The sequence below is a fragment of the Devosia sp. genome (genome assembly GCF_014860165.1).
Classification (GTDB): domain Bacteria; phylum Pseudomonadota; class Alphaproteobacteria; order Rhizobiales; family Devosiaceae; genus Devosia.
In genome coordinates this window covers 24,623-50,929 of the sequence record NZ_JACZKG010000008.1, presented here as the reverse complement: position 1 = coordinate 50,929, position 26,307 = coordinate 24,623, and the positions used below count along the sequence as shown (strand labels likewise).

The window sequence follows — 26,307 nt, the reverse complement described above, 5'->3', positions numbered from 1 at the left end:
GTCTTGTCAGAGATTCGGAAGTCCCGTGCCCAAAGCCCCGCTCACCCTCAGTCAGAATCGCGCCCGCCACCTGTGGATAGCGGCGCAACGCCTCGATACGGCAGCGCCGTTCGGCGCCGGCCCGGCCGCGACGCTGTCGGCCATCAGCCACCTGGGCTATGTGCAGATCGACACCATCAACGTCGTCGAGCGCTGCCACCACCACATCCTGTGGTCGCGCATTCCCGGCTATCGACGCAGCGACCTGGCGCAGAACCAGTCATCAGACAAATCGATCTTCGAATACTGGACGCACGCGCTGAGCTATGTGCCGGTCGCCGACCTGCCCTATTTCGTGCCGACGATGAAACGCCATCGGGAAGAGCCCAATCGCTGGTTCGGCTCGGTGACGCCGGACGAAGTCAAAAAGATGCTGCAGCGCCTGCGCAAGGAAGGTCCGCTCTCCATCCGCGACATCGACGATGATGACCTGGTCGACAAGACCCATCTGTGGGCCAGCCGCAAGCCGAGCAAGCGGGTACTCGAGATCATGTTCTACCAGGGGCTGGTGGCCGTCGGCACGCGCCAGGGCATGCTCAAGACCTACGACCTGATGGCGCGCCATTTCGGCTGGACCGGCCAGCCCAGAGCCGCCACCGAGCGCCAGGTCACTGCCTACAAGCTTGATCGCGCCCTGCGCAGCCAGGGCGTGGTGAGCCTTGATTCGATCTGTCATCTCGATGCGCCGAGCAAGAAGGCGGTCAAGGAACTGATCGATAGCCGGGTCCGCCGCAAGCTGCTGGTGCCGGTCACCATCGAAGGCGCCGAAAAAGTCGCGCACTGGGCCGAAGCTGCGACACTCGAAAGCGCGGCGAGCGAGCCGCCGACGCTGGTTCACATCCTCTCGCCCTTCGATCCACTGATCATCCAGCGCAAGCGGCTCAAGCTCCTGTTCGGCTACGACCACATCTTCGAAGCCTATGTGCCGGCAGCCAAACGCCAGCTGGGCTATTTCGCTCTGCCGATCCTGATAGGCGACCGCATTGTCGCCGCCTTCGATCTCAAGACCGACCGAACGGCGAAAAAGCTGCTGATCCAGCAGGAGACCTGGCTCGAGGATGTCGGCGCCGAGGGCAGGGCGGCCATAGACCAAGCCCTGGGGCGCTTCGAGGCCTTCCAATTGGGCGACTGACGGCTGCTATTGCGCCGTCCAGCCGCCATCCACCATCAGCACCGCGCCATTGACCATGCCGCCGGCCGGCGAGGCGAGATAGATCACCGCCCCCGCTACGTCGGCAATCGTGCCCACGCGACCGATCGGCAGGCGATCCAGCACGCTTTTGAGATAGGCCGGCTGATCGAGCCGCTCGGCCGTGCCCGGCGTATATATGAAAGTCGGCGCCACGGCATTGGCGGTGACGCCGCGATGGCCCCATTCCAGCGCCAGCACGCGGGTGTATTGGTCGACCCCGCCCTTGGTGGCGCAATAGACGGCATGGTCGCGGATACCAACGCTGCCGGCCTGCGAGCTGATATTGACGATGCGGCCCGCACCCTGTTCGAGCATGATCCGCCCGGCCGCCTGCGCCACAAAGAAGCTGCCCTTGAGGTTGACGGCCATCATGCTGTCCCAGTCGGCCTCAGTCACCGCCTCGGCCGGATGATTGTCGCCCAGCCCGGCATTGTTGACCAGGATATCGACCGAGCCGTAATGCGTCCTTATCGCCGCAAAGGTCTCGCCGATCGAGTTCACATCGCGCACATCGAGTGCAAAGGCCGCTGCCTGCCCGCCCTCGGCCTCGATTTCGCTGACCAGCTGGCCGAGCCGCACCTGGTCGCGCGAGGCGACCGCCACCCGCGCACCGGCGGCCGCCACCGCCTTGGCCAGGCCATAACCGATGCCCATGCTGGCGCCGGTGACCACGGCAACCTTGCCGGAAAGGCGGAAATCGGGATGGCTCATGGCGCCCTCGCAGTTCGCTCTGGTACGCACAGACTAATGCGGACCGGCTCGACCCAAAAGGGCCATGCGCGAGGGTCGCCGAACGGCTTGGGCCATCGCCGCCTTTCCATCGCGCCGGCCCCGCGCTAAAAGCCTTGCCGCGAAGCGGAGACACCCATGGCGACTTATACCGACATTGCCCGGCGGGTGTATGACCACACCTGGAAGCTCGATCCCATCGTGCGGAGCCTGCTCGATACGGACTTCTACAAGCTGCTGATGCTGCAGATGATCTGGGGGCTCTATCCCAAGGTCACGGCCACCTTCTCGCTGATCAATCGGACCAAGTCGGTCAGGCTCGCCGACGAGATCGATATCGAGGAATTGCGGGCCCAGCTCGATCATGTCCGCACGCTGCGCTTCACCAAGAAGGAGATGATCTGGCTGGCCGGTAACAGCTTCTATGGCAGCAAGCAGATTTTCGAGCCGGCGTTCCTCAAATGGCTGGAAGACTTCCGCCTGCCCGAATATCGGCTGGAGCGGCGCGATGGCCAGTTCGAGCTGGAATTTCCCGGCCCCTGGCTGCAAACCTCGATGTGGGAAATTCCCGCCCTTGCCATCATCAACGAGCTGCGCTCGCGCGCCGCGATGAAGCATTACGGCCCTTTCACCCTCGACGTGCTCTATGCCCGCGCCAAGGCCAAGATGTGGGAAAAGGTCGAGCGCCTGCAGAAGCTCCCCGACCTCAGGATTTCCGATTTTGGTACCCGCCGCCGCCACTCTTTCCTCTGGCAGCGCTGGTGCGTCGAGGCGCTCAAGGAAGGCATTGGCGAGGCCTTTACCGGCACCTCCAATGTCAAGCTGGCCATGGACAACGACCTCGAGGCCCTGGGCACCAATGCCCATGAATTGCCCATGGTACTGGCGGCCCTGGCCCGGACCGACGAGGCTCTGAGGGCCGCGCCCTATCAGGTGCTGACCGATTGGGAGAGCTATTATGGTGGCAATCTCAAGATCGTCCTCCCCGATGCCTTCGGCACCGACAGCTTCCTGCGCAATGCCCCCGACTGGGTGGCCGACTGGACCGGCTTCCGCCCCGACAGCGCGCCGGCCATCGAAGGCGGCGAACGCATCATCGCCTGGTGGAAAGAGCGCGGCCGTGACCCGCGCGAAAAGCTGCTGATTTTCTCGGACGGTCTCGACGTCGACATGATCGAGGAGGCGTATCTCCATTTCGACGGCAAGGTGCGCATGGCCTTTGGCTGGGGCACCAACCTCACCAATGATTTCGAGGGCTGCGCGCCCGAGCCCAATCCGGGCCTTTCGCCCATTTCCATCGTCGCCAAGGTCAGCGAAGCCAATGGCCGCCCGGCGGTCAAACTGTCAGACAATCCAGCCAAGGCTACCGGTACGCCGGAGGAAATCGCGCGCTATGTCAGTATTTTTGGCGATGCCGGCCGCGTGACCCATCCGGTCAAGGTCTGACGGAACCCATCATTTGTTCTCCGCATTAGCATTTGTGGAGAACCTCGCACACCGCGCCGTCGTTAACGCCTTGGGAACCATGCCGCACTAGCTTTTCGGCGGGGGCTCCATCAGGGGCCATATGGAATTGCAGCTTATTGATATCACCGTGCGCGACAAGCAGGCGCATCCGCGCCTTGCCGGACGCATGACCGGGCACGTCCGGGCCGTGCTCCAGGAGACGATCGGCACACAGGAACAGACGCACGAACTGGCCATCCCGGTCTGGGCCGACATCCCGGATGGCACCAGCGACGCCGATATCGACATGGCCCTGATGCTCAAGGCTGCCGACATCATCGCCCGGCTCAAGGCCAACCTGGACCCGTCTGCATCGACATAGTTGTCCGCTGCAGCCCGTTCCCGCTCAGGCCGCGGCAACCGGCAGCTTCTGGCCACGATTGAGCGCCACCAGCGCGGCGCGGACATCGTCCTCGGCCGCCTTGGTCACCAGCTTGCGGTTATCGGTTTCGCGCAGCGGCCGCGGCCGGCCAAACGCCACCGTGGCCTCCTTGGTCGGCCCGCCAAGGATCTCGCGAATGTTCTGGCCTACCGATTTGGATTTGATCCAGGCGATCAGCGACCGCTCCGTGCGACCGACCGGCAGTCCCTGCAGCCTCGTATAGGCGATGGTCAGCGGCTGGATCATGACTTCGCTGGCCCCGGCCTCGATCATGGCGTGCTGTGCCGCGCCCACCAGCGCCGAGCGGAACGGCAGTACATGGGTGCCAATATCCGATTGCCCCTCGGCAAACAGCAGCACCGCATTGCCGCCAGCCATATGCGCACCCATTTCCGAGGCGGTGCGACCCGCATCGCTGCGGCGCGTGCGATCGACGAAAATGGTCTTCTGCAGCCGGGCCATCATGCCCACGAAGAACCAGTCTGCCACTTCGCGCTTGGCGACAAAGGTCACGTCGGCGACCGAGCCCACCGCGATGATGTCGGTCCAGGAAATGTGGTTGGACACCAGCAGTGTCGGCCGCCCGGTCGCCGGCTCACCGATCACGGTGACCCGGAGCCCCAGGAAGATGCAGCCGACCCGGTGGAACAGGCGCGGCAGCACGTTCCAGAACGGCAGCTTGAGCGCATTGATCAGCGCCTGCGCCGGAATGATCAGGATCATCACCGGGATGAACACGAAGATGAAGAACAGGACGCGGAAGATCATTTCTTTTGGCGGTCGGCGCCTTCGATGGGAACGGCATAGAGTTCGAGCCGGTGATCGACCAGCCGATAACCCAGTCGCTTGGCAATGACGTCCTGGATCGCCTCGATTTCCTCGTTGCGGAACTCGATGACGTCACCGCTGCGGATGTCGATCAGGTGGTCGTGATGCTCGTCCGGGATCAGCTCGAACCGGGCGCGGCCATCCTTGAAATCGTGCTTGGTCACCAGGCCCGCCTCCTCGAAGAGGTTGACGGTGCGATAGACGGTCGACAGCGAGATGCGATCATCGATCGTGGAGGCGCGGCGATAGAGCTCCTCCACGTCAGGATGGTCAGAAGCAGCCTCGATCACCCGCGCGATCACGCGCCGTTGGTCGGTCATGCGCATGCCCTTGGAGACACACGCCTCCTCCAGCGTCGGGTCTGTCTGGCTTCTGCTCACGCTTGGGCTCCCAGCCGGTCCATACCCGACCGGGTTACCCAAGATCGCGCGCCATGACAAGCGCGGTGGCCTGCGACCCATCGGCTTTGGGGTAATAGCCCTTGCGGCTGGAAATGGTGGCAAAGCCCTCACGTTGATAGAGCTTGATGGCCGGCACATTCTCTTCGCTCACTTCAAGGAACATGCGCCGCGCCGGGGTGGTCAGCAGATCGTCGAACACTGCCTTGAGCAGCGCCTGCCCGATGCGTTTGCCGCGCCATTTGGGGTCCACCGCAATGGTCAGCAATTCCGCCTCGTCCTCGACCACCCGGATCAGCGCGAAGCCGGCAATGCGGCGCCGCGCATCGCAGGCCACATAGACCGGCGTATTGGGGTCGCTCAGAAAGCTCTCGAACTCGCCCGAGGGCCAGCCACGGTAGAAGCCCAAGGCATGAATGCGCGCCAATTCCTTGGCGTCCGCCAGCTTGCCCGGCTCGATATGGAGCCCCGCCGGGGCCATCCACAGCTTGATCATGCCCCAGTCCTTTCGATCCGCGCCGCCGTCTGCGGCTTGGCATCGGCATCGCGGATATAGTTCGGCTCCGGCGGATGGCCCGTGGGATCGAGGGTCGCGCCGTGACGGGCAAGGGCCGCGATGTCGACAAAGGGCGAGGATATCAGCGCCGTCCCAGGCACGATGGCCGCCTGCGCGATCGCCATCGGCAACAGGTCGCCGTCCATTGTCGGCTGCCCCGGCCCGACAAAGGTCTGGAAATAGGCCTCGCCCCGCCGCGCATCCAGCAGCACCGTCGCCGGCCCGGTCGCGCTCAGCGACAAGGCCACCAGGCTCGACACCCCCACAACCGGTATCCCGCGCGCCAGCCCGATGCCGCGCGCGGCGCTGAGCCCGATCCGCAACCCGGTAAACGAGCCCGGCCCCGTCGTCGTCACCACCCGCTGTAGGTCGGCATAACCGAGCCCGTTGCGCTCCAGCAGCTCGGCAATCCGCCCGAAGATCAGCTCGGCATGGCCGGTAGCGATATCGTCCACCGAGACATCGGTCCGCCCGTCGCCCAGCAACAACCCCAGTTGCAGGCGCGGCGCGGCAGTGTCGATGGCAAGGGTAATAGTCATGTCATGGCTCTAGCGCCGCGGTCTGCGGAAGTCGAGTGGCCCGGAAGCATCCAAGACCACGCGGGTGGGTGTGAGGGATCACAACCGGTCCAGCGCCTTGACGCCCCCAGCCCCGACAGCGACCTTGCGGCATGCGCCCTGATTCGCCCAAAGCCCCACGATGACCTGGCTGGCCGAGACCGCCATGCTGAGCCATGGCTGGCGGCGCTTCCTGCTGCTGGTGCTGGCAGGGGCCATAGCGGGCCTCTCCGTCCCCCCGCTCTTTGTCGTCCCGGCTGTGTTCGTCGCCTTTCCCGTCTGGGTCTGGTGCCTGGATGGCGCCGAGCAGGCGCGCGGCTGGCGGCGCCTGCTCGGCCCCGCCTTCACCATCGGCTTTGCCTTCGGCTGGGGCTATTTCACCGTCGCCTTCCACTGGCTGGGCGCCGCCTTCTTCGTCGACGGCGGCCTCATGCTGGTCCTCATGCCCTTTGCCATCCTGGCGCTGGCGGCGCTGATTGCCTGCTTCTGGGGCGTGGCCAGCGCCCTGGCCCACCTGCTCTGGAGCAACGGAGCCTGGCGCATCATCACGCTCGCCACCTTCCTGACCATGGCCGAATGGGCCCGTGGCCATGTGCTGACCGGCTTCCCCTTCGACCTGCTCGGCTATGCGCTGACCCCCACCGACGAGATGATGCAGATCACCTCCGTGATCGGCATCTATGGCCTCACGCTCGTCGCGGCGCTGCTGGCCATGACCCCGGCATTGATCTGGCCCGCCGATACCAGAAGCCTCAGCCGCCGGCTGCTGCCCTTGTTCCTGGCGCTGCTCGTCATCGCCGGGCAGCTGGCCTATGGCTATAATCGCCTGACCGGCACCACGTCCACCGAGCGCACGGATATCGCCCTGCGTCTGGTGCAGCCGCTGGTTTACGAGCACAGCGATTTCGGCAATGTCGACCCCGTTGCCCTCATCGATCGCCTGCTGATGCTATCAGACATGCGCATGGACCCGACCGATCAGGGCCTTGCCGATATCACCCATCTGGTCTGGCCCGAATCGAGCTTGCCCTTCTTCCTCGCCACCTATCCCGAGGCCCTGGCCCGCATCGCCCGGCTGCTGCCCGATACGACCACCTTGCTGACCGGCGCGCCGCGCCAGCAATACGAGCCCGGTGCCACCCAGGCTTCCGGCCCGCCCTTCAACTCGGTGCTGGCCATCGACACCAGCGGCGAGGTCATCGCCAGCTATGACAAGTCCCATCTGGTGCCGTTCGGCGAATTCCTGCCCTACGGTCCGTTCTTCGCCAGCCTGGGCATCAAGCAATTCGTTCCTGGCGCCGAAGGCTGGGCCCATGGCGATGCGCGCCGGCGCCTGATGAGCCTGCCGGCAACCCCGCCCTTCCTTGCCCTCATCTGCTACGAAATCCTGTTCTCGGGCGACCTGGGCGATACAGCAGGCGCGCAGTTTCTCTTCAACATCACCAACGATGCCTGGTTCGATGGCTCCATCGGCCCGGCCCAGCATGCCCATCACGCGCGTATTCGCGCCGTCGAGGAGGGCATGAGCCTGGTGCGTTCCGCCAATTCCGGCCTCACCTTCGCCACCGATCCGCTGGGCCGCATCACGGCAGAGATTGCACCCCGGCAGATGGCCGCCCTCGACGTTCGTCCGCATGAGCGACTATCCGGCACGGTCTTTTCCCGCCTCCGTCACTGGCCGCTGCTCGTTGCGCTCCTCGCGGGCCTGCTCATTTCGCTGTTCGCCGCCCGTGGCCGCCGCAGACCGCTCTAGCCTTCGCCTTCCCATCGCCCCGTTGCTGTGTCATCACGGAACAAATCCAATTGCGAGTGACCCATGACCATCCGACTGCACCGCGGCGACCTGCCGGATCTCAGCCGCTACGGCCGCGAAGTGGCTGTTGATACCGAGACCATGGGCCTTGATCCGCACCGGGACCGGCTCTGCGTCATCCAGCTTTCACCTGGCGATGGCAGCGCCGATGTCGTGCAGATCCCCCAGGGCGCCACCGAAGCGCCCAATCTGGTGAAACTGCTCGCCGATCCTGGTGTCACCAAGATTTTTCACTATGCCCGGTTCGACGTGGCCGCCCTCAAGCAACGCTTCGGCGTGGTCACCGGCCCGGTCTATTGCACCAAGATCGCCTCCCGGCTCGTCCGCACCTATACCGATCGGCATGGCCTCAAGGACCTGGTGCGTGAACTGCTCAATGTCGACCTCAGTAAGCAGCAGCAGAGCTCGGACTGGGGCGCCGACAAGCTCAGCGATGCCCAACTGGATTATGCCGCCTCCGACGTGCTCTACCTGCATGATCTCAAGCGCCATCTCGATCGCATGCTCAAGCGCGAGGGCCGCATGGACCTGGCGCAGCAATGTTTCGATTTCCTCAAGACCCGCTGCGAGCTCGATCTGCTCGGCTGGCAGGAAACCGACATCTTCGCCCATACCTGAAGGCCGCGAGCCCATGAACCTGCATGCCGATGCAGCGCAGCGTCTGGCGATCTACCGCCGCCTCCAAGCGCGCAACCGCATCGTGGCGATCCTGCGGGTCGGCGTACCCGTGCTCGGGGCCGTGGCGCTGTCGGCGCTGCTGCTGCAGATCTACACGTCGAGCCAGACGGCTCGCTTCGGCATCAGCCAGATCGTGGTCTCACCCGATAGCGTCACCGTCGAGACCCCCGAATATTCCGGCGTGCTCGACGATGGCACCGCCTATCGCGTCTCGGCCACCGCGGCCCGGGCTGCGGTCGATGCCACCGATCGCATCGGTCTCAGCGACGCGGCCCTGACCATGGCCAAATCAGATGGCGTGACCATCCTGGTCGAAACGCCCGCCGCCATACTTGATACCACGGGTCAGATCGTGGAAATCGCTGGCGTGGCAAGGGTCAGCAACTCCGTGGGCACGTCGGGCGTTCTGCGCAATACCGTGTTCGATTACGCGGCGCAGCGTCTCACCGGCAACGGCCCCGTCGACATCGACTATGCCGATGGCACCCAGCTAGAGGCCGAGGGCTTCACCTATGATGCCGCCGCGCTGGTCTGGACATTCACGCGTGCCACCGTCACTTTGCCCGATACGCCCGGAGCCAAACAACCCGCGATGTCCACACCATGATCATGCGCTTCATGCTGGCTGCCGCTTTGCTCGTGCTGGCGCAGCCCGCCTTCGCCCAGCAGCAGGTACAGATAACCTCCGACCTTTTCACCGTTGACGAGAAGAGCCAGGAGGCTGTGTTCACCGGCAACGTCGTGGTCATCCACCCCACGGTCAAGGTCTGGGCCAACAAGGTCATCGCCATTTATGGCGACGCCGGACCAAGCGATATCGAGAGCTTTGTCGCCTCCGGCTCGGTGCGCCTTGAGACTGACGAGCAGGATGCCACCGGCGATCAGGCCGTGTTCACCCCGGGTGACCAGCTGCTGCGCCTGACCGGCAATGTCCAGGTCATCAATGCCGGCGGCACCATCAAGGCCGGCGAGCTGGTGGTGAACCTGGCCACCAACGTCTCCACCTTCACCAGCTCCGGCAGCGGCGGGCGCGTCACCGGCGTGTTCACCTCGCAATGACCGACGCCCAGGGCAAGCCGCGCATCGACCAGACCGGGTGGCTCGTCGCCCATAGCCTGGCCAAGAGCTTCGGCAAGCGCGTCGTGGTGCGCGATGTTTCCATCGCCGTGCGCCGCGGCGAGGCCGTTGGCCTGCTCGGCCCGAACGGCGCCGGCAAGACCACGGTTTTCACCATGATCATGGGCCTGGTGAAGCCCGATGCCGGCTCCATCAGCCTCGATGGCCGCGAGGTCACCCGCCTGCCCTTGTTCCAGCGCGGCCAGCTCGGCATCGGCTACCTGCCGCAGGAGCCGTCCATCTTCCGTGGCCTCAGCGTGCGCGGCAATATTCTCGCCGTGCTCGAAAACCACGTCAAAAACAGGGACGAGCGCCACGCCCGGCTCGAAGCGCTGCTCGATGAATTCTCCATCCGGCACCTGGCCAAGGCCAATGCGCTGGCTCTGTCGGGCGGCGAACGCCGCCGCGTCGAGATCGCCCGGGCGCTGGCCGCCGATCCGGTCTTCATGCTGCTCGACGAACCCTTTGCCGGCGTCGATCCTATCGCGGTCAACGAGGTCAAGGGCCTGGTGCGCCAGCTCACCCGCCGCGGCATCGGCGTGCTGATCACCGACCATGCAGTGCGCGAAACCCTGGGCTTGGTCGATCGCGCCTATGTCATCCATGGCGGCAAGGTGATGATCCAGGGCCGCCCCGAAACCATCAGCGCCGACCCCGACGCGCGCCGGGTCTATCTGGGCGAGGGTTTTGAGCTCTAGCGCCGCCTTGCCAACGGCGTCATTCCCGCGCAGGCGGGAATCCATGCCTCCCCGAGCGCGAAACCCAGGGGTAGATTCCCGCCTGCGCGGGAATGACGCCGTGAGTGGTTAGGCGTTCTGCGTCCACGTTAGTGCCGCGCCACCACTTGGCACAGAACTTGCCCTGTGCCTCAAATTGAGTCATGGTCCCGCCGGGAAGCCGCCGGAAACGGCAATGTATCCGCGCCAGGGATAACGATTTAATGTCACTTTCGCCGCGTCTGGAATTTCGTCAGGCGCAAAGCCTGACACTGACGCCGCAACTGATGCAGTCGATCCGGCTGCTGCAGCTGAGCCATCTCGAACTCAACGATTTCGTCGATGCCGAACTGCTGCGCAATCCGCTGCTCGAGCGCGAGGATGGCGGCGAGCCGGGCGAGACAGAGCCGGCGGAAATCCCCGAGCGCTCCACCGAAATCAATGCCTATGAGGACACGGTCGATCGCGGCGATCGCATCCAGGACGCCGATTCCATTGCCGCCGGCTACGACACCGCAGTCGAGAATGTCTTTCCCGACCAGACGGCGCAGGACCAGCTCAATCCGCAAAGCCGGCTCGACCGCAACGGCTCGAGCGAAGCCGGCGAAGCGCCCGACATCGATCAGTTCGTCGCCAGCCGCCCGCTGTTGAGCGAGCACCTCGAAAACCAGTCCAACATGATCCTGCGCACACCAGCGGATCGCCTGATCGCCCGACACCTGATCGATGGCCTCAACGAAGCCGGCTATCTGACCACGGATCTCGATGCCCTGGCCGAACAGCTGGGGGCGGAGCGCGCCGATATCGATGCTGTGCTCGAGGCGCTGCAGGGCTGCGACCCGGTCGGCGTCTTTGCCCGTTCGGTGCCCGAATGCCTCGCCATCCAGCTGCGGGACCGTGATCGCCTCGATCCGATGATGCTGGCTCTGCTCGACAATATCGGCATGCTGGCCGAGCACAACATGGCCGGCCTGATGAAGGCCGTGGGCTGCGACCGCGAGGACCTGGTCGATATGCTGGCCGAAATCCGCCAGCTCGATCCCAAGCCGGGTCTGGCTTTCGACAGCGGTCCGGTCGAATCGGTGGTGCCCGATGTCTTCGTCCGCCGCGGTCCTGATGGCGCCTGGCAGATCGAACTCAATACCGAGACCCTGCCACGCGTGCTGGTCAACCGCGTCTACTATGCCACGGTCACCAAAAAGACCCGCAATCCGGCCGAGAAGGCCTTCCTCTCCGATTGCCTGGCCACCGCCAACTGGCTCACCAAGAGCCTCGACCAGCGGGCGCAGACCATTCTCAAGGTGGCTGCTGAAATCGTGCGCCAGCAGGATGGTTTCCTCACCCACGGCATCGCCCATCTCAAGCCCATGACGCTCAAGATGGTGGCCGAGACCATCGACATGCACGAATCTACCGTCAGCCGCGTCACCTCCAACAAATATATGGCGACGCCGCGCGGCCTCTACGAAATGAAGTATTTCTTCACCACCGCCATCGCGTCGAGTGATGGCGGCGGCGATCACTCCGCCGAGGCGGTGCGCCACCGCATCCGCCAGCTCATCGACGCCGAGGCGCTCAGCGATATCCTCTCCGACGACACCATCGCCGACATGCTCAAGAAAGAGCAGGGCATCGACGTCGCCCGCCGCACCGTCGCCAAATACCGCGAGGGCATGAACATCCCCTCCTCGGTCATCCGGCGGCGGCAGAAGAAGAATCTGGAAAAGGTCTGACGGGCTACAGCCCACCGTGGGTCCGTCTACCCACCGGCCGTCACCCCTCGGGCCTTACCCGAGGGCTCTTCACTTGCAGCACGATCCGCAAGCGCAACACCCTCGGGTCAAGCCCGGGGGTGACGATCGAGTATGTGGCGGGGGTCATTCACGGGCGCTACCCACCGCAAATCACCATGCCCGCCTTAACCGCCCGCGAAGGCTAAGGCCATTGTGTGGCGATGTCCAAGGCATAAACGAACCCGATAAGGGTCTTGCGCATTGCGTCACCGGCGTGGGCGGGTCTAGCATCGCCCCTGTTGGCTACCCACATGCAAAGGGTAGGCAGCAGACGTGATCCCGAAACCGGGAACCGGCTTTCGAGATCCTCGCGTCACACAAACGACAGAAGGAAGAGGAAGCCATGACTTTACGCGTTTCGGGAAAGAACATGGATGTTGGCGACGCCCTGCGTGGCAAGGCGGAGGATCATTTCGCGGCCGTGGTCGGCAAATATTTCGACGGCGGCTATGACGGACATCTCACCCTCACCCCCGATGGCATCGGCTTCCGGGCCGATTGCGTGGTTCACCTGGATTCCGGCGCCACCCTGCAGGCCAGTGCCCAGGGCGGCGACGCCACCAGTGCCTATGAAGTCATGGCGCTCAATATCGAAAAGCGCCTGCGCCGCTACAATCGCCGGCTCAAGCAGCGCCCGCGCGGCGCCAATGGCAGCGCCGATGACTTGACCGCCCAGTACACCGTTTTCGGCGCCTCCGATGATCTGGAAGAGCTCGATGACGATTACGCGCCGCCCGTGATTGCCGAAACCACCAAGAATCTGCGCCAGTTGAGCGTTGAGGAAGCGGTGATGGAACTGGACCTGACCGGTAGCCAGGTTGTGATGTTCCGCCACGCTGGACATGGTGGGCTGAATGTGGTCTATCGCCGCTCCGATGGCAATATAGGCTGGATTGACCCGGCCCTCGGGACCAATTGAGCGGCTCCCGCGCCAAACATCAGCTGAGTTTATCCTAGGGCAGACTTAATGGAATTGGCCGATATCCTGGCTAAGCGCGCGGTGCTTTGTTGCACTGGCGTAAAAACAAAACGCCAGCTATTTGAAGACCTTGCCGAGCGGGCAGCCGAGATCACCGGGCACGATGCGGCGGAAATCCGCGAGGCGATCACCAACCGTGAAGCGCTGGGCTCGACCGGGTTGGGCAATGGCATCGCCATCCCGCATGGCAAGATCGCCGGCCTCAACGATGTCACCGCGCTGGTCGCGCGGCTGGATCAGCCGATCGACTTCGATTCGGTCGATGACCAGCCGGTCGATATCGTGGTGATGCTGCTGGCGCCCACGGGCGCCGGCGCCGATCACCTCAAGGCCCTGTCGCGCGTTGCCCGCCTGCTGCGTACCGAGACGGTGGTCGAGGACCTGCGGGCGGCCACCGACCCGGCGCAACTGCACGCCATCTTCACCGCCCCGGTCGCCACCCACTACGCCGCCTGACTGGCATCGGGCAAACAACGAGGCCCGCGCCTCCAGGCGCGGGCCTTTCGTATTGCCATAGTCATTGCCCGGCTTGTCCGGGCAATCCATCTTGCTTGGGCCTAATGGACCACCCGGAAAAGCCGGGTGATGACGTTCGGTATTGGACCCACGCTAATGCAGCGTCGCCAGCCCCAGATTCTTGTCGCCCAGCCACTCGGCCACGGCATCCTCGGTGTCGGTCACCAGCAACGGCGTGCCGTCGGCGCTCATCACCAGTTGGTATTCGGTGGTGGCATCGAATTCGGCATCGTGGATCATCATCGAGAGAACAGCGCCGCGCACTGGACGGACATAGGCCACCGCATCGCCACCCAGGGCAGCGAACTGCGCCCGCGTCAGCGACTTGAGGGGATGGATCAGCGCCTCGGCTGCGGCCTCGTCATTGCGTTTTTCAAACATTTGTCGGCCCTTTCCTCATAGTGAGCGAATCTCGATACGTCGGGCGATCTTGGGCGTCCGGGGACGCTCTACAGCAACAACGAGCATACCATGCCCTAAAGTTGCATCCCGCACTATCATGCCATCAGCCAATATGAACGAACGCTGAAACTGCCGCGCGGCGATGCCGCGATGCAGGAACTCGCGTCCCGGCTCATCCTTCTGCTTGCCGCGGACCACGATCTGGTTGTCCTCGGCCAGCACCTCGAGTTCGCTGGCGCCAAAGCCGGCAACGGCGATGGAGACCAGGAACCGCTCGGTTCCTTCGGCATCGATGGTGCGCTCGATATTGTAGGGCGGGTAGCCGTCAGCGGACTTGGCCAGCCGATCGACACGCTCCTCGAAGCTGTCGAAGCCGAGGAGAAAGGGAGCCGAAAACACTGAAATACGCGACATTCACGCCGTCCTTGAGTATCAAGCAACGTATCGGCGCGGACCCGTCAAACCTTGGCATCACGCGCTTGCCGAAGATATGGGACAAGCCATCGTTCCATTCAAGAGTGCCCGGGGAACCACTTCATGGATCAGACCGTTGCTGTCATCACGCCCGCCTGGAAGGCGCAGGCGACCATCGTCAACACGGTGCAGAGCCTGCTGGCCCAGACCTATCCCGATTGGCAGCTCTGGCTCGTCGCCGATGACGGTTTCGATTACCAGGCCTACCTCGCTGCGGCCGGTATCAGCGATCCCCGCTTCCGCTTCCTTTCCAGCGGCGGCAGCGGCCGCGGCGCCTCCATTGCCCGCAATGTGGCGCTTGAGCAGATCACCGGGCCCTGTGCCGCTATCCTTGATGCCGATGACCGGCTGAAGCCCCGCAAGCTTGAGCTGGCTGTCGCCGCCCTGGCTGAACACGCCATCGTCTCGACCGCCCTCGATGTGATGACCGACGACTTCCGTCACCTCCGCAATGTCGGCGATGGCCCTGACCTTGTCTTGTCGGCCGGCACGCACAAATGGGTCAGCCTCTCCATGGATTCCATGATCGTCTGGGATCGGCGCCGCGCCGACGGGCGCTACGATCCCACCATGAGCAACATGACCGATCTCGAATTCCTGCTGCAGCTCTACCGCACCGCGCCGACCTCCATGCATCTGGGCACGCCGCTGCATGATTACGTCAAGCGCTCCAGCTCAATGAGCAACGGCAAGAACGTCGCCGCGGGCATGATCGCGTCAAAGACCGAGATCCTGCGCCGCCTCGCAACCGGTCACTACGGATTACCCGCACAGCAGGTCGATGGCATCGCCGAGTTCCTGCGCATCTCGCTGCGGGCCGAAGCGCTCTATCAAGCAGCACTGGCGGCACGACCTGGCCTGCTGTTCGAAGACCATATCGAATCCATGCTCAACGAAAAGCGGCCGACCCATCTGGGCCGGCCGCCTGGTACAGGCACGAACGATGCCTAGAGCGCGAAGAGCGTCAGGTCGTTCTCGCCACCGCTGGCGCCAACGATCTGGTCGACGCTGAAGCCCTGGCGCTGGATGGCCTCGACGAGCCAGCGATTGCCCTGGATGCGGGCACGGATGGAATTGACGTCATTGTCATAGGCCAGCAACTGGGCTTCGGTTTCGTTCACCGTCAACACGCTGGCGCCCTGCGCCGAGGAGATGTCGCCGAAGCTGGTCAGGTTGCCGTTGAGTGTGCTGGCATTGGCAGCCGAAACGCCGGCAACAAGAGTAGCGGCGACAGCAATGATCTTTACGAATTTCATAATGAATTCCTTGGGTTAACGCTGGCTCTGTATCGTCTTGAGCTCGGTAGGAAATACGGTTTTGCGCAAAAAAGGTTTCACTGATTGGCTCAAAAGCTCGAACACCCAGCCGTGATTGGGCTGGATCGGCAGGCAATTCCGGCCTTGCCAGCATCAGCGATCATGACCTGCCGGCGCTTCCACGGGGCTTGCCTCTGCGCCGCTTTCCCCCTATAGAGCCCACTTCTCCGGACCGCCCGGCCAAAAGGCATGCCGTGGCGGTTCTTGAATGCGATGGGCCCAAATCCATCCAATCTCTTATAAGGACCCGCAAAATGCCCAAGATGAAGACGAAGTCTGGCGCCAAAAAGCGCTTCAGCTTCACAGCGACCGGTCGTGTCAAGGCAGGCGTCGCCGGCAAGCGCCACCGCCTGATCAACCACAACGCCAAGTACATCCGCACCAACCGCGGCACCAAGATCCTGTCCAAGGGCGACGAGGGTCTGGTCAAGTGGTACATGCCGTACAACCGCTAACGCTGAAAGGAAGCTGACACATGTCACGCGTTAAAAGAGGCGTTACCAACCACGCCCGTCACAAGAAGGTCTTGAAGGCTGCGGAGGGCTATTATGGCCGCCGCAAGTCGACGATCCGTATCGCCAAGCAGGCCGTCGAAAAGGCCGGCCAGTACGCTTACCGCGATCGTCGCGTCAAGAAGCGCAATTTCCGCGCACTCTGGATCCAGCGTATCAACGCTGCCGTGCGTGATTACGGACTGACCTATGGTCGATTTATCGACGGCCTCAGCAAGGCTGAGGTTGCCGTTGACCGCAAGGTGCTGAGCGATCTCGCGATCACCCAGCCCGAAGCGTTCGGCGTGCTGGTCGCCAAGGCCAAGGCCGCTCTCGCGTATCTCGAAAGCGTCGACAAGACGACCCACGAGCGCGTCACCGCCTAACTCTCCCCAGCCTGGCTGAGGTCAAATTAGCGCCTTGCGCCGCCTGAGAAGGCTGGCGCGGGGCGTTTTTGTTTGCTCTAACCGCCCGCAATATTGCCCAATGAGACCGCCATGTCCCTCGATAGCCAGATCGATACCCTCCGCGCCGAGCTTTCGGCAGCCATTACCGCCGCTGGTGACGACGCCGCACTCGACGCCGTGCGCGTAGCGGCTCTGGGCAAGAAGGGCAGCGTCTCGGCGCTCCTCGCTTCGCTCGGCTCCATGGCCCCCGAAGAGCGCAAGAGCGCCGGTCCTGCCATCAACGGCCTCAAGGCCGAAATATCAGGCCTGATCGAAGCCAAGAGCACGCAGCTCAAATCCGCCGCCCTCGACGCCCGCCTCAAGGCCGAAACCGTCGATATCACGCTGCCGCTGCAGCCAGCCCCCACCGCGCGCGGCCGCATCCATCCGATCAGCCAGACCATCGACGAGATCACCGCCATCTTCTCGGATATGGGCTTTTCCATCGCCGAAGGCCCCGATATCGAGACCGACTATTTCAATTTCACCGCGCTGAACTTCCCCGAAGGTCACCCCGCGCGCGAAATGCACGACACCTTCTTCATGAAGGCAGGTGCCGATGGCGTGAAGAAGGTGCTGCGCACCCACACCTCGCCGGTGCAGATGCGTGTCATGCAGAAGACCAACGAGAAGCCGGCCGCCGGTTACATCACTCCGGCCATGGACCCGCCGATCCGCGTGGTCATGCCCGGCCGCACCTATCGCAATGACAGTGACCAAACCCATACCCCGATGTTCCATCAGGTCGAGGGCCTCGTCATCGACAAGTCCAGCCATATCGGCCAGCTGCGCTGGGTGCTCGAGGAATTCCTCAAGGCCTATTTCGAGGTGCCCAACGTCACCCTGCGCTTCCGCCCCAGCTTCTTCCCCTTCACCGAGCCCTCGATGGAAGTCGACGTGCAATGCGATCGCTCCGGCAATGAGGTCAAGATCGGCGAAGGCAGCGACTGGCTCGAAATCCTCGGCTGCGGCATGGTCCACCCCAATGTGATCCGCAATGCCGGCCTCGACCCCGATATCTACCAGGGCTTCGCCTGGGGCATGGGTATCGATCGCATCGCCATGCTCAAATACGGCATGCCCGACCTCCGTGCCTTCTTCGACGCCGACCAGCGCTGGCTCGACCACTACGGCTTCCGCCCGCTGGATCTGCCGACGCTCTTCGGTGGGCTGTCGAGCTAGCCCATGGCCGACCTCCCGCCCCAATACGCCAGTGCCATCCAGTTCAGCTTCGGCGACTCGCCGGAGCTGGCCGAGCAATTGCTGGCGCTGGTGCTATCAGGCAAGAAGACGGCCACCTGCGGCGCCCTGCGCGATTACGGCCCCGGCAAGGAGCCGCTGCCCCAGGTCGGCCGTCGCGATGTGGTGCGCAACGGCACCGGCGAGCCGGCCTGTGTGATCGAAACCCGCGGCGTCGAGATCAAGTGTTTCGACGACATCGATCCAGAATTCACCGACCGGGAAGGCGAGGGCGACTATGCCGCCTGGCGCGCTGCGCACGAGGCTTTCTTTGCCCGCAATGGTGGCTTCTCGCCCGATATGGAAGTGGTCTGCGAGAGCTTCCGCCTGCTCGAAGTCCTGCCCGCCGGTCGCGCGCTCTACAACCAGGTCGCCTCGCCCATCTATATCGTCACCGACATAGAGTCCGATGGTCCGACACCGCTGCACAATTCCATGCTGAGCTTCGCCTCGGTCGCCATCGAGGCCGATGGTACGCTGCATGGCGAGTTCGAAGCGCAGATGCATGCGCGTCCCGATCGCACCACCAACGAAACCACCATGGCCTGGTGGGATACCCAGCCTGAAGCCTGGGCCGCCACCACCACCGATCCCGAAGAGCCCTCGGTCGTGATGCCGCGCTATGCCGACTGGGTTGAGAGCTTTCCTGGCCACAAGGTGTTCGTCGCCGCACCGATGATTTTCGACGGGTTATGGATGGACCACTATCTCGACGAATTCGCCGGCACCCGCGTGCTGTCAGGCCCGTTCAAGGGCCGGCAGATCTTTCGCGGCGGCGGCATCTGCCTTTACACCATGGCCGGTACCCTGCGCGGCGCGCCCTATCTCGATTGGGGCATGAGCAAGCTGCCGGCCGAATTCTACGGCCATATCGCCCACACCCACAAAGCCATCGACGATGCCCGCGGTTTTGCCAATGTGCTTGTCGAACTGATCAAAATCTCCCGTGCTTTGCCGGCTATTACCGGCTCTGCCAGCGACTTCCGCTAAAGGCCCAAACGATGAAATTCACCCTTGATTGGCTCAACGAGCACCTCGATACCGATGCCTCCGCCAATGAGATCGGCGAGACGCTGACCAAGATCGGCCTCGAACTGGAAAGCATGGAAGACCAGGGCAAGGCGCTCTCCGCCTTCGTCACCGCCCATGTGGTCTCGGCCGAACAGCATCCCAACGCTGACAAGCTCCGCGTCTGCAAGGTCGATGCCGGCACGGGCGAGCTGATCGATGTCGTCTGCGGCGCCCCCAATGCGCGCACGGGTCTCAAGTCGGTATTTGCCTTCCCCGGCACCTATATCCCTGGCAAGGACATGACCATCGGCAAAGGCAATATCCGCGGGCAGGTGAGCAACGGCATGCTCTGCTCCAATGCCGAGCTGGAACTCTCCAACGACCACGACGGCATCATCGAGCTGCCTGAGGATGCCCCCATCGGCGTCAAGTATACCGACTATGCCGGTATCAATGGCGTGGTCTTCGATATCTCGATCACCCCCAACAGGGGCGACGCCACGGGCGTCTACGGCATTGCGCGCGACCTGGCGGCCTATGGCCTGGGTACGCTCAAGCCCACCGACATGTCCCCGGTTCCATCCAGGGGCAAAAGCCCCATCGCGCCCTTGCCGCACCTTTTCGGCGCCGATGAGCCCAAGACCATCCGCAAATTCGCCGGCCGCTATCTCAAAGGCATCAAGAACGGCCCGTCCCCGGCCTGGCTGCAGCAGCGCCTGCGCGCCGTGGGCCTGCGGCCTATCAATACCATTGTCGATATCACCAACCTGGTGTCGCTGGGCTGGGGCCGCCCGCTCCATGCCTATGATGCCGACAAGCTCAATGGCCAGCCGGTGCTGCGCAATGCTCGCAACGAGGCCTTCGACGCGCTCGACAACAAGGTCTATACCCTCGACGAGACCATGACCGTCATTGCCGACGATACGGGCCCCCTGTGCCTCGGCGGCATTATGGGCGGCATCCGCTCCGGCGTCACCGACGACACCGTCAACGTCTTCATGGAATGTGCCAGCTGGGATCCCGAACTCCTGGCCCGCACCGGGCGCAAGACCGGCATTGTCTCGGACGCGCGCTATCGCCTCGAACGCCATGTCGATCCGGCGCTGACTGAACCCGGCCTCGAACTGGCCACCCGCCTCGTGCTCGAACTCTGTGGCGGCGAGCCGATGGAGCCGGCGATTTCGGGCGAGGACGTGTTTCCCAACACATCAGTCGAATTCCCACTTTCCGAGGTTCGCCGCCTCACCGGGCTCGACGTCGAGCCGATGGTGGCCACCGCCATCCTCTCCCGCCTCGGCTTCGAGATGACGGGCAAGGGCGACACCTTCACCGTCAAGGTGCCAAGCTGGCGCCCCGACGTGACGCAGAAGGCCGATCTTGTCGAGGAGGTCATGCGCATGGTGGGCGTCGACAACGTCCCGGTCGAGCCGCTGCCGCGCCTCAATCACGTCGCGCCGCGCATGCTGACCAATATCCAGAACCGCCGCCGCATCGCCCGCCGGGCCCTGGCCGCCCGGGGGCTGGACGAGGCCGTCACCTGGTCCTTCATCAGCCATGACGAAGCCGCTCGCTTTGGCGGCGGCCAGGAAGGCCTGCAGCTGGCCAATGCCATCGCCTCCGACATGACCGACATGCGCCCTTCGCTGCTGCCGGGCCTGCTTGCCGCTGCCCGTCGCAACGCGAACAGGGGCACCGCCGACCTCGCCCTGTTCGAAGTCGGCCAGGTCTTCCTCTCGGACGCACCCGAGGGCCAGCACACCTATGCGTCGGGCATTCGCACCGGCACGGCCAGGCTCGAAGGGTCAGGCCGCCACTGGTCCGGCAAGCCCCAGCCCGTCACCGTCTTCGACGCCAAGGCCGACCTCGCCGCCGTGCTCGACGCCCTGGGCTATGACATCGACAAGGTCCAGCTCTTCGCCGAACCCGCGCCCTGGAGCCATCCCGGCCGCGGCGGCCGCATCGCCCAGGGTCCCAAGACCCTCGGCTGGTTCGGCGAACTCCACCCCGCCTGGGCCACCGAGCTCGATCTCGACTTCCCCGTCGCCGCCTTCGAACTCGACCTCGATGCCCTGCCCGAGCCGCGCAAGAAGCCGACCAAGACCAAGCCGGCGCTCGATCTCTCGGCGCTGATGCCGCTGACCCGCGACTTCGCCTTTATCGTCGACAAGGCGGTCACGGCCGGCGCCATCCTCAAGGCCGCCCGCGGCGCCGACAAGGCCCTGATCAAGGACGTCAACGTCTTCGACGTCTTCGAAGGCAGCCATGTCGGCGAGGGCAAGAAGTCCGTCGCCATCGCGGTGACCATCCAGCCATCGGACAAGACGCTGACCGAGGAAGAGATCGACAAGGTTTCCGCCAGCATTATTGCAGCAGTCACCAAGCAATCTGGCGGCGTGCTGCGGGCTTGAACTCAAGCCGGTGGCTGCCTAGAGCAGCTCCGGCTCCCGCTTCAGGCGGATGCCGAAGCGCTCTTCGACGGTTGCCACCACGTGGTCGGCGAGCCCCATCAGCTCGGTCCGCGTGGCCCCGCCATAGTTCACCAGCACCAGTGCATGCCGGTCCGAAACCCCCACCGGACCGGCCCGGTAGCCCTTGAGCCCGGCCTGTTCGATCAGCCATCCGGCGGAGAGCTTGATCGCCCCATCGGCCTGCGGATAGGCCGGGGCGGCGGGGTTGGTGGCCATGAAGGCCGCACCGACCGCGGCGGACACAACCGGATTGTGGAAGAACGAACCAGCATTGCCCAGCACCCGCCAGTCGGGCAGCTTGGAGGTCCGCAACTTGATCACGGCGTCCATCACCGTAGCGGGGTGGTCGACGGGACCGAGCCCGGAAAGTTCCCGATATCCCAGCTCCGGCTTGCCGTTGCGCGCCAGGTTGAGCCGCACGCGCGTGACCACGTAGCGGCCCGGCTGTTCCTTGAACACGCTGTGCCGATAGGCAAAGCGGCATTCCGCGGGGCCGAGCGTCACCACGCTGCCGGTGGTCCGGTCATAGGCATCGAGCGCGTGGAAGCGGTCGCACAGCTCCACCCCATAGGCGCCGATATTCTGGATGGGCGCCGCACCCACGGTGCCGGGAATGAGGGCCAGGTTCTCCAGCCCCCACAGACCCTGCGCCACGGTCCAGCCGACCAGGTCATGCCATGTCTCCCCGGCCCTGGCCTCCACCAGCACAGCGCCGCCTGCGCCCCCACTCAGTGCCCGGCCACGCGTCGCCATCAGCGCCGTAATGCCCTCGTACTGCTCGCCCAGGATGACATTGCTGCCGCCGCCGAGCAGGCGCACCGGCAGTCCGTCCCGTGCCGCGTCCGCGAACAGGTCCGGCAGCTCTGCCTCATCCTCGATGCGCCGCGCATAATGCGAGCTCGCCCTGAGCCCCAGGGTGTTGTGGCCGGTCAGGTCATAGTTCAGCGGCATTGGAGGGGTCATCGGCGATCAGCTGGCAAGGAACGTTGCAGCACTTAGCGCTGTTGCACCTGCGGCCGCAAGCGCATCGGCCCCTGCTATGTCGCGGCCCTGCCGGGGCGGCTCGCCTCGCATTCCCATCGACCTCTCGTTTTGCTATTGCGAATGATTTGCAACTGAACTATTGAATTCTCGTCCTGATTTGGAGTGATCGATGCATCGTCGCGTATTTTCCGCCCTCGCACTGTCCGCGGCCCTTGCTGCGGCCCTGCCCGTCGCCGCTCAGGATCGTCTCAAGGCCGTTACCACCTTCACCATCATTGCCGACATGGCGCAGAATGTGGCGGGCGATGCCGCCGATGTGGTGTCGATCACCAAGCCGGGCGCCGAAATCCACAATTACCAGCCCACGCCCGGCGACCTCATCGCCGCCCAGGATGCCGACCTGATCCTATGGAACGGGCTCAATCTCGAGCAATGGTTCGAGCAGTTCCTGTCCAACCTGGGCGATGTGCCCTCCGTCGTCGTCACCGAAGGCATCGAGCCGATGGGCATTGGCGAGGGGCCCTATGAGGGCAAGCCCAATCCGCATGCCTGGATGTCGCCGTCAGACGCGCTGATCTATGTCGACAATATCCGCAAGGCCTTCGTCGCCGCCGACCCGGCCAACGAGGCGACCTATAATGCCAATGCCGCCGCCTACTCAGCCCAGATCACCGCGACGGTCGAGCCCATTCGCGCCGCTATTACTGCCATCCCCGAGGAGCGCCGGTGGCTGGCATCCTCGGAAGGCGCCTTCAGCTATCTGACGCGCGATTTCGGGCTCAGGGAACTCTATCTCTGGCCGATCAATGCCGACCAGCAGGGCACCCCCCAGCAGGTGCGCCATGTCATCGACGAGGTCCGCGCCAACAACGTCCCGGCCATCTTCTCGGAATCCACCATTTCGTCCAAGCCCGCCGAACAGGTCGCCCGCGAGACGGGCATCAAGTATGGTGGCGTGCTTTATGTGGATTCCCTGTCCGAACCCGACGGCCCGGTGCCGACCTATCTGGACCTGCTGTCGGTTACCACGAACACCATTGTGCAAGGCCTGACCCAGTGAACGACGCCCAACAGTCCGGCCTGGCCGTCAGCGACATCACCGTCGCCTATCGCAACGGCACCACCGCCATCAAGCATGCCAGCTTCACCATCCCGCGCGGCTCCATTACCGCGCTGGTGGGGGTCAACGGCTCGGGCAAGTCGACCCTGTTCAAGGCCATCATGGGCTTCGTGCCGCTGGCCGGCGGCTCGGTCGATATCCTGGGCATATCAGGCAGGCAGGCGCTCAAGCGCAACCTCGTCGCCTATGTGCCGCAGTCCGAAGATGTCGACTGGAACTTCCCGGTGCTGGTGGAAGACGTGGTGATGATGGGCCGCTATGGCCACATGAACCTGCTGCGCCGGCCGCGCAAGGTAGACCACGACATGGTCACCCAGGCGCTGGAACGGGTGAACCTGGTCGAATTCCGCCACCGCCAGATCGGCGAACTCTCGGGCGGCCAGAAAAAGCGCGTCTTTCTCGCCCGGGCGCTGGCCCAGGAAGGGCAGGTCATCCTGCTCGACGAGCCCTTTACCGGCGTCGATGTGGGCACCGAGGATGCCATTGTCGCCCTGCTGCGCGACCTGCGCGACGAGGGCAAGGTCATGCTGGTTTCGACCCACAATCTGGGATCGGTCCCCGAATTCTGCGATCGCACCGTGCTGGTCAAGGGCACCGTCCTGGCCTCCGGCCCCACCAGCGAGATCTTCACCCGCGAATGGCTGGAACTCACCTTCGGCGGTGCCCTGCGTCACTTCGTGCTCGCCGGAGCGGGCCTGCATGACGATGACGACCCGCGCCACATCTCGGTGCTGACCGACGATGAGCGGCCGCTGGTCATGTATGGCGAGAAGGGCAAGATGACCACCAAGCATTCCGACCCGGTCGACAGCAAATGATCGAGACCCTGCTGCAGCCTTTCTCCTACGGCTACATGATCAACGCCATCTGGGTTTCGGCCCTGGTCGGCGGCGTCTGTGCCTTTCTCTCGGCCTATCTCATGCTCAAGGGCTGGTCGCTGATCGGCGATGCCCTCAGCCACTCCATCGTCCCCGGCGTCGCCGGCGCCTATATGCTGGGCCTGCCCTTTTCCATCGGCGCCTTCTTCTCGGGCGGCCTCGCCGCCGGCGCCATGCTGTTCCTCACCCAGCGCACCAAGCTCAAGGAAGACGCGGTCATCGGGCTCATCTTCACGGCCTTCTTTGGCCTGGGCCTGTTCATGATCTCGCTGTCGCCGACCTCGGTGAACATCCAGACCATCGTCATGGGTAATATCCTGGCCGTGACGCCCGAGGATACGCTGCAGTTGGTCATCATCGCGGTAGTGACGCTGGCCGTCATGCTGGTGATCTGGAAGGATCTCCTGGTCACCTTCTTCGACGAGAGTCATGCCCGTTCCATCGGCCTCAATCCGCCCTTGCTGCGGTTGATCTTCTTTACCCTGCTCTCCGCCTGCACTGTCGCCGCCATGCAGACCGTCGGCGCCTTCCTGGTCATCGCCATGGTGGTGACGCCAGGTGCAACCGCCTATCTGCTCACTGATCGCTTCCCGCGTCTCATCCTCATCGCCATCGCGGTGGGCGCGCTGTCGAGCCTTGTCGGCGCCTACATTTCCTTCTTCCTCGATGGCGCCACCGGCGGCGTTATCGTCGTGCTGCAGACCGCGGTCTTCCTCCTCGCTTTCGTCTTTGCCCCCAAGCATGGCCTCCTCGCCAATCGCCGCCGCGCCGCTGCGGAGATCGCCAGATGAGCGAGTTCCTCACCTACGCCCTCTGGCCGTTCCAGTTTCCATTCATGACCAATGCCATGATCATCGCGGTCATGGTGGCAGTGCCCACGGCGCTCCTGAGCTGCTTCCTCGTGCTCAAGGGCTGGTCGCTGATGGGCGACGCCATTTCCCATGCCGTGCTTCCCGGCGTGGTGCTGGCCTATATCGTGGGTCTACCCTTGGGCATCGGCGCCTTCGCCGCCGGCATGACCTGTGCTCTCTCGGTCGGTTATCTCAAGGAAAACAGCCGCATCAAGGAAGACACGGTCATGGGCGTGGTCTTTGCTGGCCTGTTCGGGCTGGGCATCGTGCTCTACACCTCTATCCAGACCGATGTGCATCTCGACCACATCCTGTTCGGCGACATTCTGGGCGTCAGCGCTGCCGACCTGATCCAGACTGGCCTCATCGCGCTGGTCGTGACAGCAATCGTCCTCGCCAAATGGCGTGATCTGCTGCTCTTCACCTTCGATCCGCAGCAGGCCGGCGCCATCGGCCTGCCGGTGCGCTGGCTGCACTATGGCCTTCTGGCCCTGCTCTCGCTGACCATCGTCGCGGCGCTGACCGCCGTCGGCATCGTGCTGGTCATTGCCCTGCTCGTCGCCCCCGGGGCCATCGCCTTTCTCATCAGCAAGCGCTTTGCGCCGATGATGCTGATTGCGGCGACCGTCTCGGTGCTGAGTTCGCTTGTTGGCATCTATCTCAGCTTCTTCATCGACTCCGCTCCTGCCCCCACCATCGTTCTGCTGATGAGCGCGACCTTCATCGTGGCCTTCCTGGTGACCACCATGCGGCGCCCCGCACCGGTGCCGGCCTAGCCCGACACATCCTCTTCCCCATCGCAATTGCCGATGCTAGGCTTGGATTCTCC

30 protein-coding genes are annotated in these 26,307 nt (G+C 64.0%); 21 read left to right on the top strand and 9 right to left on the bottom strand.

The genetic code is table 11. From position 1 onward, the window contains the following. Nucleotides 1-25 precede the first annotated feature (25 nt). Nucleotides 26-1,171: a crosslink repair DNA glycosylase YcaQ family protein gene (locus IH615_RS01395; protein ID WP_291359206.1), complete on the top strand. Its 1,146-nt coding sequence runs from the start codon at nt 26-28 to the stop codon at nt 1,169-1,171. 6 nt (nt 1,172-1,177) lie between these two features. Here IH615_RS01395 and IH615_RS01390 read toward each other — a convergent pair whose 3' ends face one another. Then, complete coding sequence (locus IH615_RS01390; RefSeq protein WP_291359204.1) at nt 1,178-1,942, bottom strand: SDR family oxidoreductase; 765 nt, start codon at nt 1,940-1,942, stop codon at nt 1,178-1,180. 156 nt (nt 1,943-2,098) lie between these two features. On the opposite strand from IH615_RS01390, the gene pncB reads away from it, so the two are divergent. After that, on the top strand, nt 2,099-3,406 hold the full coding sequence (gene pncB / locus IH615_RS01385) for a nicotinate phosphoribosyltransferase (protein WP_291359203.1): 1,308 nt from the start codon (nt 2,099-2,101) through the stop codon (nt 3,404-3,406). Nucleotides 3,407-3,533: 127 nt separating this feature from the next. Next, nucleotides 3,534-3,788, top strand: a complete 255-nt coding sequence (locus tag IH615_RS01380) for a hypothetical protein (RefSeq protein ID WP_291359202.1) — start codon at nt 3,534-3,536, stop codon at nt 3,786-3,788. A 24-nt stretch (nt 3,789-3,812) separates the two neighbouring features. On the opposite strand, the gene IH615_RS01375 is transcribed toward IH615_RS01380, so the two are convergent. From IH615_RS01375 to tsaB, 4 genes are all read right to left on the bottom strand, one after another. Beyond that, nucleotides 3,813-4,616 carry a lysophospholipid acyltransferase family protein gene (locus tag IH615_RS01375; RefSeq protein ID WP_291359200.1) on the bottom strand — a complete coding sequence of 268 codons (804 nt, stop codon included), beginning with the start codon at nt 4,614-4,616 and terminating at the stop codon, nt 3,813-3,815. Then, nucleotides 4,613-5,002 carry a Fur family transcriptional regulator gene (locus IH615_RS01370; RefSeq protein WP_291359306.1) on the bottom strand — a complete coding sequence of 130 codons (390 nt, stop codon included), beginning with the start codon at nt 5,000-5,002 and terminating at the stop codon, nt 4,613-4,615. The genes IH615_RS01375 and IH615_RS01370 overlap by 4 nt, the downstream gene beginning before the upstream one ends. Nucleotides 5,003-5,090: 88 nt before the next feature. Further along, nucleotides 5,091-5,570 carry a ribosomal protein S18-alanine N-acetyltransferase gene (rimI, locus tag IH615_RS01365; protein ID WP_291359198.1) on the bottom strand — a complete coding sequence of 160 codons (480 nt, stop codon included), beginning with the start codon at nt 5,568-5,570 and terminating at the stop codon, nt 5,091-5,093. Then, nucleotides 5,567-6,169 carry a tRNA (adenosine(37)-N6)-threonylcarbamoyltransferase complex dimerization subunit type 1 TsaB gene (tsaB, locus tag IH615_RS01360; RefSeq protein WP_291359197.1) on the bottom strand — a complete coding sequence of 201 codons (603 nt, stop codon included), beginning with the start codon at nt 6,167-6,169 and terminating at the stop codon, nt 5,567-5,569. Before tsaB ends, rimI begins: the two co-directional genes overlap by 4 nt. A gap of 160 nt (nt 6,170-6,329) precedes the next feature. Between tsaB and lnt the strand changes: the two genes are divergently transcribed. From lnt to IH615_RS01320, 8 genes are all read left to right on the top strand, one after another. Next, the gene (gene lnt, locus IH615_RS01355) at nt 6,330-7,940 is read left to right on the top strand and encodes an apolipoprotein N-acyltransferase (protein ID WP_291359196.1); all 1,611 of its coding nucleotides are present in this window, start codon (nt 6,330-6,332) and stop codon (nt 7,938-7,940) included. Between the two features lie 63 nt (nt 7,941-8,003). Beyond that, on the top strand, nt 8,004-8,618 hold the full coding sequence (locus tag IH615_RS01350; RefSeq protein ID WP_291359194.1) for a ribonuclease D: 615 nt from the start codon (nt 8,004-8,006) through the stop codon (nt 8,616-8,618). 13 nt (nt 8,619-8,631) lie between these two features. Then, a complete protein-coding gene (locus IH615_RS01345) occupies nt 8,632-9,285 on the top strand; it encodes a hypothetical protein (protein ID WP_291359193.1) in 654 nt (217 codons plus the stop codon). Next, nucleotides 9,282-9,737 carry an LptA/OstA family protein gene (locus IH615_RS01340; RefSeq protein WP_291359192.1) on the top strand — a complete coding sequence of 152 codons (456 nt, stop codon included), beginning with the start codon at nt 9,282-9,284 and terminating at the stop codon, nt 9,735-9,737. Before IH615_RS01345 ends, IH615_RS01340 begins: the two co-directional genes overlap by 4 nt. After that, nucleotides 9,734-10,492 (top strand): LPS export ABC transporter ATP-binding protein, encoded by a 759-nt coding sequence (gene lptB / locus IH615_RS01335; protein WP_291359191.1) that lies wholly within the window; start codon nt 9,734-9,736, stop codon nt 10,490-10,492. The genes IH615_RS01340 and lptB overlap by 4 nt, the downstream gene beginning before the upstream one ends. Nucleotides 10,493-10,734: 242 nt before the next feature. Then, on the top strand, nt 10,735-12,243 hold the full coding sequence (rpoN, locus tag IH615_RS01330) for an RNA polymerase factor sigma-54 (protein WP_291359189.1): 1,509 nt from the start codon (nt 10,735-10,737) through the stop codon (nt 12,241-12,243). Nucleotides 12,244-12,646: 403 nt separating this feature from the next. Beyond that, nucleotides 12,647-13,222 (top strand): HPF/RaiA family ribosome-associated protein, encoded by a 576-nt coding sequence (locus IH615_RS01325; protein WP_291359188.1) that lies wholly within the window; start codon nt 12,647-12,649, stop codon nt 13,220-13,222. A 48-nt stretch (nt 13,223-13,270) separates the two neighbouring features. Beyond that, nucleotides 13,271-13,738 carry a PTS sugar transporter subunit IIA gene (locus IH615_RS01320; protein ID WP_291359187.1) on the top strand — a complete coding sequence of 156 codons (468 nt, stop codon included), beginning with the start codon at nt 13,271-13,273 and terminating at the stop codon, nt 13,736-13,738. A gap of 153 nt (nt 13,739-13,891) precedes the next feature. On the opposite strand, the gene IH615_RS01315 is transcribed toward IH615_RS01320, so the two are convergent. Next, a complete protein-coding gene (locus IH615_RS01315) occupies nt 13,892-14,179 on the bottom strand; it encodes a DUF1150 family protein (RefSeq protein ID WP_291359185.1) in 288 nt (95 codons plus the stop codon). A 15-nt stretch (nt 14,180-14,194) separates the two neighbouring features. After that, nucleotides 14,195-14,614: an Hsp20 family protein gene (locus tag IH615_RS01310; RefSeq protein ID WP_291359184.1), complete on the bottom strand. Its 420-nt coding sequence runs from the start codon at nt 14,612-14,614 to the stop codon at nt 14,195-14,197. 123 nt (nt 14,615-14,737) lie between these two features. On the opposite strand from IH615_RS01310, the gene IH615_RS01305 reads away from it, so the two are divergent. Next, on the top strand, nt 14,738-15,625 hold the full coding sequence (locus IH615_RS01305) for a glycosyltransferase family A protein (protein WP_291359183.1): 888 nt from the start codon (nt 14,738-14,740) through the stop codon (nt 15,623-15,625). Here the strand turns inward: IH615_RS01305 and IH615_RS01300 are convergent. Then, nucleotides 15,622-15,930 carry a hypothetical protein gene (locus IH615_RS01300; RefSeq protein ID WP_291359181.1) on the bottom strand — a complete coding sequence of 103 codons (309 nt, stop codon included), beginning with the start codon at nt 15,928-15,930 and terminating at the stop codon, nt 15,622-15,624. The two genes, IH615_RS01305 and IH615_RS01300, sit on opposite strands and share 4 nt — an antisense overlap. Nucleotides 15,931-16,244: 314 nt before the next feature. Here IH615_RS01300 and rpmI point away from each other — a divergent pair, with 314 nt between their 5' ends. The 5 genes from rpmI to pheT all read left to right on the top strand — a co-directional run bounded on the left by rpmI (nt 16,245) and on the right by pheT (nt 21,585). Then, nucleotides 16,245-16,445 carry a 50S ribosomal protein L35 gene (gene rpmI, locus IH615_RS01295; RefSeq protein WP_035099236.1) on the top strand — a complete coding sequence of 67 codons (201 nt, stop codon included), beginning with the start codon at nt 16,245-16,247 and terminating at the stop codon, nt 16,443-16,445. A gap of 20 nt (nt 16,446-16,465) precedes the next feature. Beyond that, entirely contained in the window at nt 16,466-16,867 is a 402-nt protein-coding gene (gene rplT, locus IH615_RS01290; protein WP_236894770.1) for a 50S ribosomal protein L20, read from the top strand. 111 nt (nt 16,868-16,978) lie between these two features. Further along, entirely contained in the window at nt 16,979-18,109 is a 1,131-nt protein-coding gene (pheS, locus tag IH615_RS01285; RefSeq protein WP_291359176.1) for a phenylalanine--tRNA ligase subunit alpha, read from the top strand. Between the two features lie 3 nt (nt 18,110-18,112). Further along, on the top strand, nt 18,113-19,156 hold the full coding sequence (locus IH615_RS22215; protein ID WP_366484660.1) for an ASCH domain-containing protein: 1,044 nt from the start codon (nt 18,113-18,115) through the stop codon (nt 19,154-19,156). An 11-nt stretch (nt 19,157-19,167) separates the two neighbouring features. Then, entirely contained in the window at nt 19,168-21,585 is a 2,418-nt protein-coding gene (pheT, locus tag IH615_RS01270) for a phenylalanine--tRNA ligase subunit beta (RefSeq protein ID WP_291359175.1), read from the top strand. Between the two features lie 18 nt (nt 21,586-21,603). Here the strand turns inward: pheT and murB are convergent, their stop codons facing one another. Further along, the gene (murB, locus tag IH615_RS01265) at nt 21,604-22,608 is read right to left on the bottom strand and encodes a UDP-N-acetylmuramate dehydrogenase (RefSeq protein ID WP_291359174.1); all 1,005 of its coding nucleotides are present in this window, start codon (nt 22,606-22,608) and stop codon (nt 21,604-21,606) included. A gap of 190 nt (nt 22,609-22,798) precedes the next feature. Between murB and IH615_RS01260 the strand changes: the two genes are divergently transcribed. From IH615_RS01260 to IH615_RS01245, 4 genes are read left to right on the top strand one after another with little or no spacing between them, the layout of a single operon-like run. Next, nucleotides 22,799-23,689 (top strand): metal ABC transporter substrate-binding protein, encoded by an 891-nt coding sequence (locus IH615_RS01260; protein WP_291359172.1) that lies wholly within the window; start codon nt 22,799-22,801, stop codon nt 23,687-23,689. Then, nucleotides 23,686-24,567 (top strand): manganese/iron ABC transporter ATP-binding protein, encoded by an 882-nt coding sequence (locus tag IH615_RS01255; protein ID WP_291359170.1) that lies wholly within the window; start codon nt 23,686-23,688, stop codon nt 24,565-24,567. The genes IH615_RS01260 and IH615_RS01255 overlap by 4 nt, the downstream gene beginning before the upstream one ends. Further along, nucleotides 24,564-25,418, top strand: a complete 855-nt coding sequence (locus IH615_RS01250; protein ID WP_291359169.1) for a metal ABC transporter permease — start codon at nt 24,564-24,566, stop codon at nt 25,416-25,418. The genes IH615_RS01255 and IH615_RS01250 overlap by 4 nt, the downstream gene beginning before the upstream one ends. Beyond that, nucleotides 25,415-26,254, top strand: a complete 840-nt coding sequence (locus IH615_RS01245) for a metal ABC transporter permease (protein WP_291359167.1) — start codon at nt 25,415-25,417, stop codon at nt 26,252-26,254. The genes IH615_RS01250 and IH615_RS01245 overlap by 4 nt, the downstream gene beginning before the upstream one ends. The last annotated feature ends 53 nt before the right edge of the window (nt 26,255-26,307 follow it).

Coding starts and splice junctions, on each gene's coding strand:
- IH615_RS01390 (WP_291359204.1), bottom strand. CDS start 1,942: ATGAGCCATCCCGATTTCCGCCTTTCCGGCAAGGTTGCCGTGGTCACC.
- pncB (WP_291359203.1), top strand. CDS start 2,099: ATGGCGACTTATACCGACATTGCCCGGCGGGTGTATGACCACACCTGG.
- IH615_RS01375 (WP_291359200.1), bottom strand. CDS start 4,616: ATGATCTTCCGCGTCCTGTTCTTCATCTTCGTGTTCATCCCGGTGATG.
- IH615_RS01370 (WP_291359306.1), bottom strand. CDS start 5,002: ATGCGCATGACCGACCAACGGCGCGTGATCGCGCGGGTGATCGAGGCT.
- rimI (WP_291359198.1), bottom strand. CDS start 5,570: ATGATCAAGCTGTGGATGGCCCCGGCGGGGCTCCATATCGAGCCGGGC.
- tsaB (WP_291359197.1), bottom strand. CDS start 6,169: ATGACTATTACCCTTGCCATCGACACTGCCGCGCCGCGCCTGCAACTG.
- lnt (WP_291359196.1), top strand. CDS start 6,330: ATGACCTGGCTGGCCGAGACCGCCATGCTGAGCCATGGCTGGCGGCGC.
- IH615_RS01350 (WP_291359194.1), top strand. CDS start 8,004: ATGACCATCCGACTGCACCGCGGCGACCTGCCGGATCTCAGCCGCTAC.
- IH615_RS01345 (WP_291359193.1), top strand. CDS start 8,632: ATGAACCTGCATGCCGATGCAGCGCAGCGTCTGGCGATCTACCGCCGC.
- IH615_RS01340 (WP_291359192.1), top strand. CDS start 9,282: ATGATCATGCGCTTCATGCTGGCTGCCGCTTTGCTCGTGCTGGCGCAG.
- lptB (WP_291359191.1), top strand. CDS start 9,734: ATGACCGACGCCCAGGGCAAGCCGCGCATCGACCAGACCGGGTGGCTC.
- rpoN (WP_291359189.1), top strand. CDS start 10,735: ATGTCACTTTCGCCGCGTCTGGAATTTCGTCAGGCGCAAAGCCTGACA.
- IH615_RS01325 (WP_291359188.1), top strand. CDS start 12,647: ATGACTTTACGCGTTTCGGGAAAGAACATGGATGTTGGCGACGCCCTG.
- IH615_RS01320 (WP_291359187.1), top strand. CDS start 13,271: ATGGAATTGGCCGATATCCTGGCTAAGCGCGCGGTGCTTTGTTGCACT.
- IH615_RS01315 (WP_291359185.1), bottom strand. CDS start 14,179: ATGTTTGAAAAACGCAATGACGAGGCCGCAGCCGAGGCGCTGATCCAT.
- IH615_RS01310 (WP_291359184.1), bottom strand. CDS start 14,614: ATGTCGCGTATTTCAGTGTTTTCGGCTCCCTTTCTCCTCGGCTTCGAC.
- IH615_RS01305 (WP_291359183.1), top strand. CDS start 14,738: ATGGATCAGACCGTTGCTGTCATCACGCCCGCCTGGAAGGCGCAGGCG.
- IH615_RS01300 (WP_291359181.1), bottom strand. CDS start 15,930: ATGAAATTCGTAAAGATCATTGCTGTCGCCGCTACTCTTGTTGCCGGC.
- rpmI (WP_035099236.1), top strand. CDS start 16,245: ATGCCCAAGATGAAGACGAAGTCTGGCGCCAAAAAGCGCTTCAGCTTC.
- rplT (WP_236894770.1), top strand. CDS start 16,466: ATGTCACGCGTTAAAAGAGGCGTTACCAACCACGCCCGTCACAAGAAG.
- pheS (WP_291359176.1), top strand. CDS start 16,979: ATGTCCCTCGATAGCCAGATCGATACCCTCCGCGCCGAGCTTTCGGCA.
- IH615_RS22215 (WP_366484660.1), top strand. CDS start 18,113: ATGGCCGACCTCCCGCCCCAATACGCCAGTGCCATCCAGTTCAGCTTC.
- pheT (WP_291359175.1), top strand. CDS start 19,168: ATGAAATTCACCCTTGATTGGCTCAACGAGCACCTCGATACCGATGCC.
- murB (WP_291359174.1), bottom strand. CDS start 22,608: ATGACCCCTCCAATGCCGCTGAACTATGACCTGACCGGCCACAACACC.
- IH615_RS01260 (WP_291359172.1), top strand. CDS start 22,799: ATGCATCGTCGCGTATTTTCCGCCCTCGCACTGTCCGCGGCCCTTGCT.
- IH615_RS01250 (WP_291359169.1), top strand. CDS start 24,564: ATGATCGAGACCCTGCTGCAGCCTTTCTCCTACGGCTACATGATCAAC.
- IH615_RS01245 (WP_291359167.1), top strand. CDS start 25,415: ATGAGCGAGTTCCTCACCTACGCCCTCTGGCCGTTCCAGTTTCCATTC.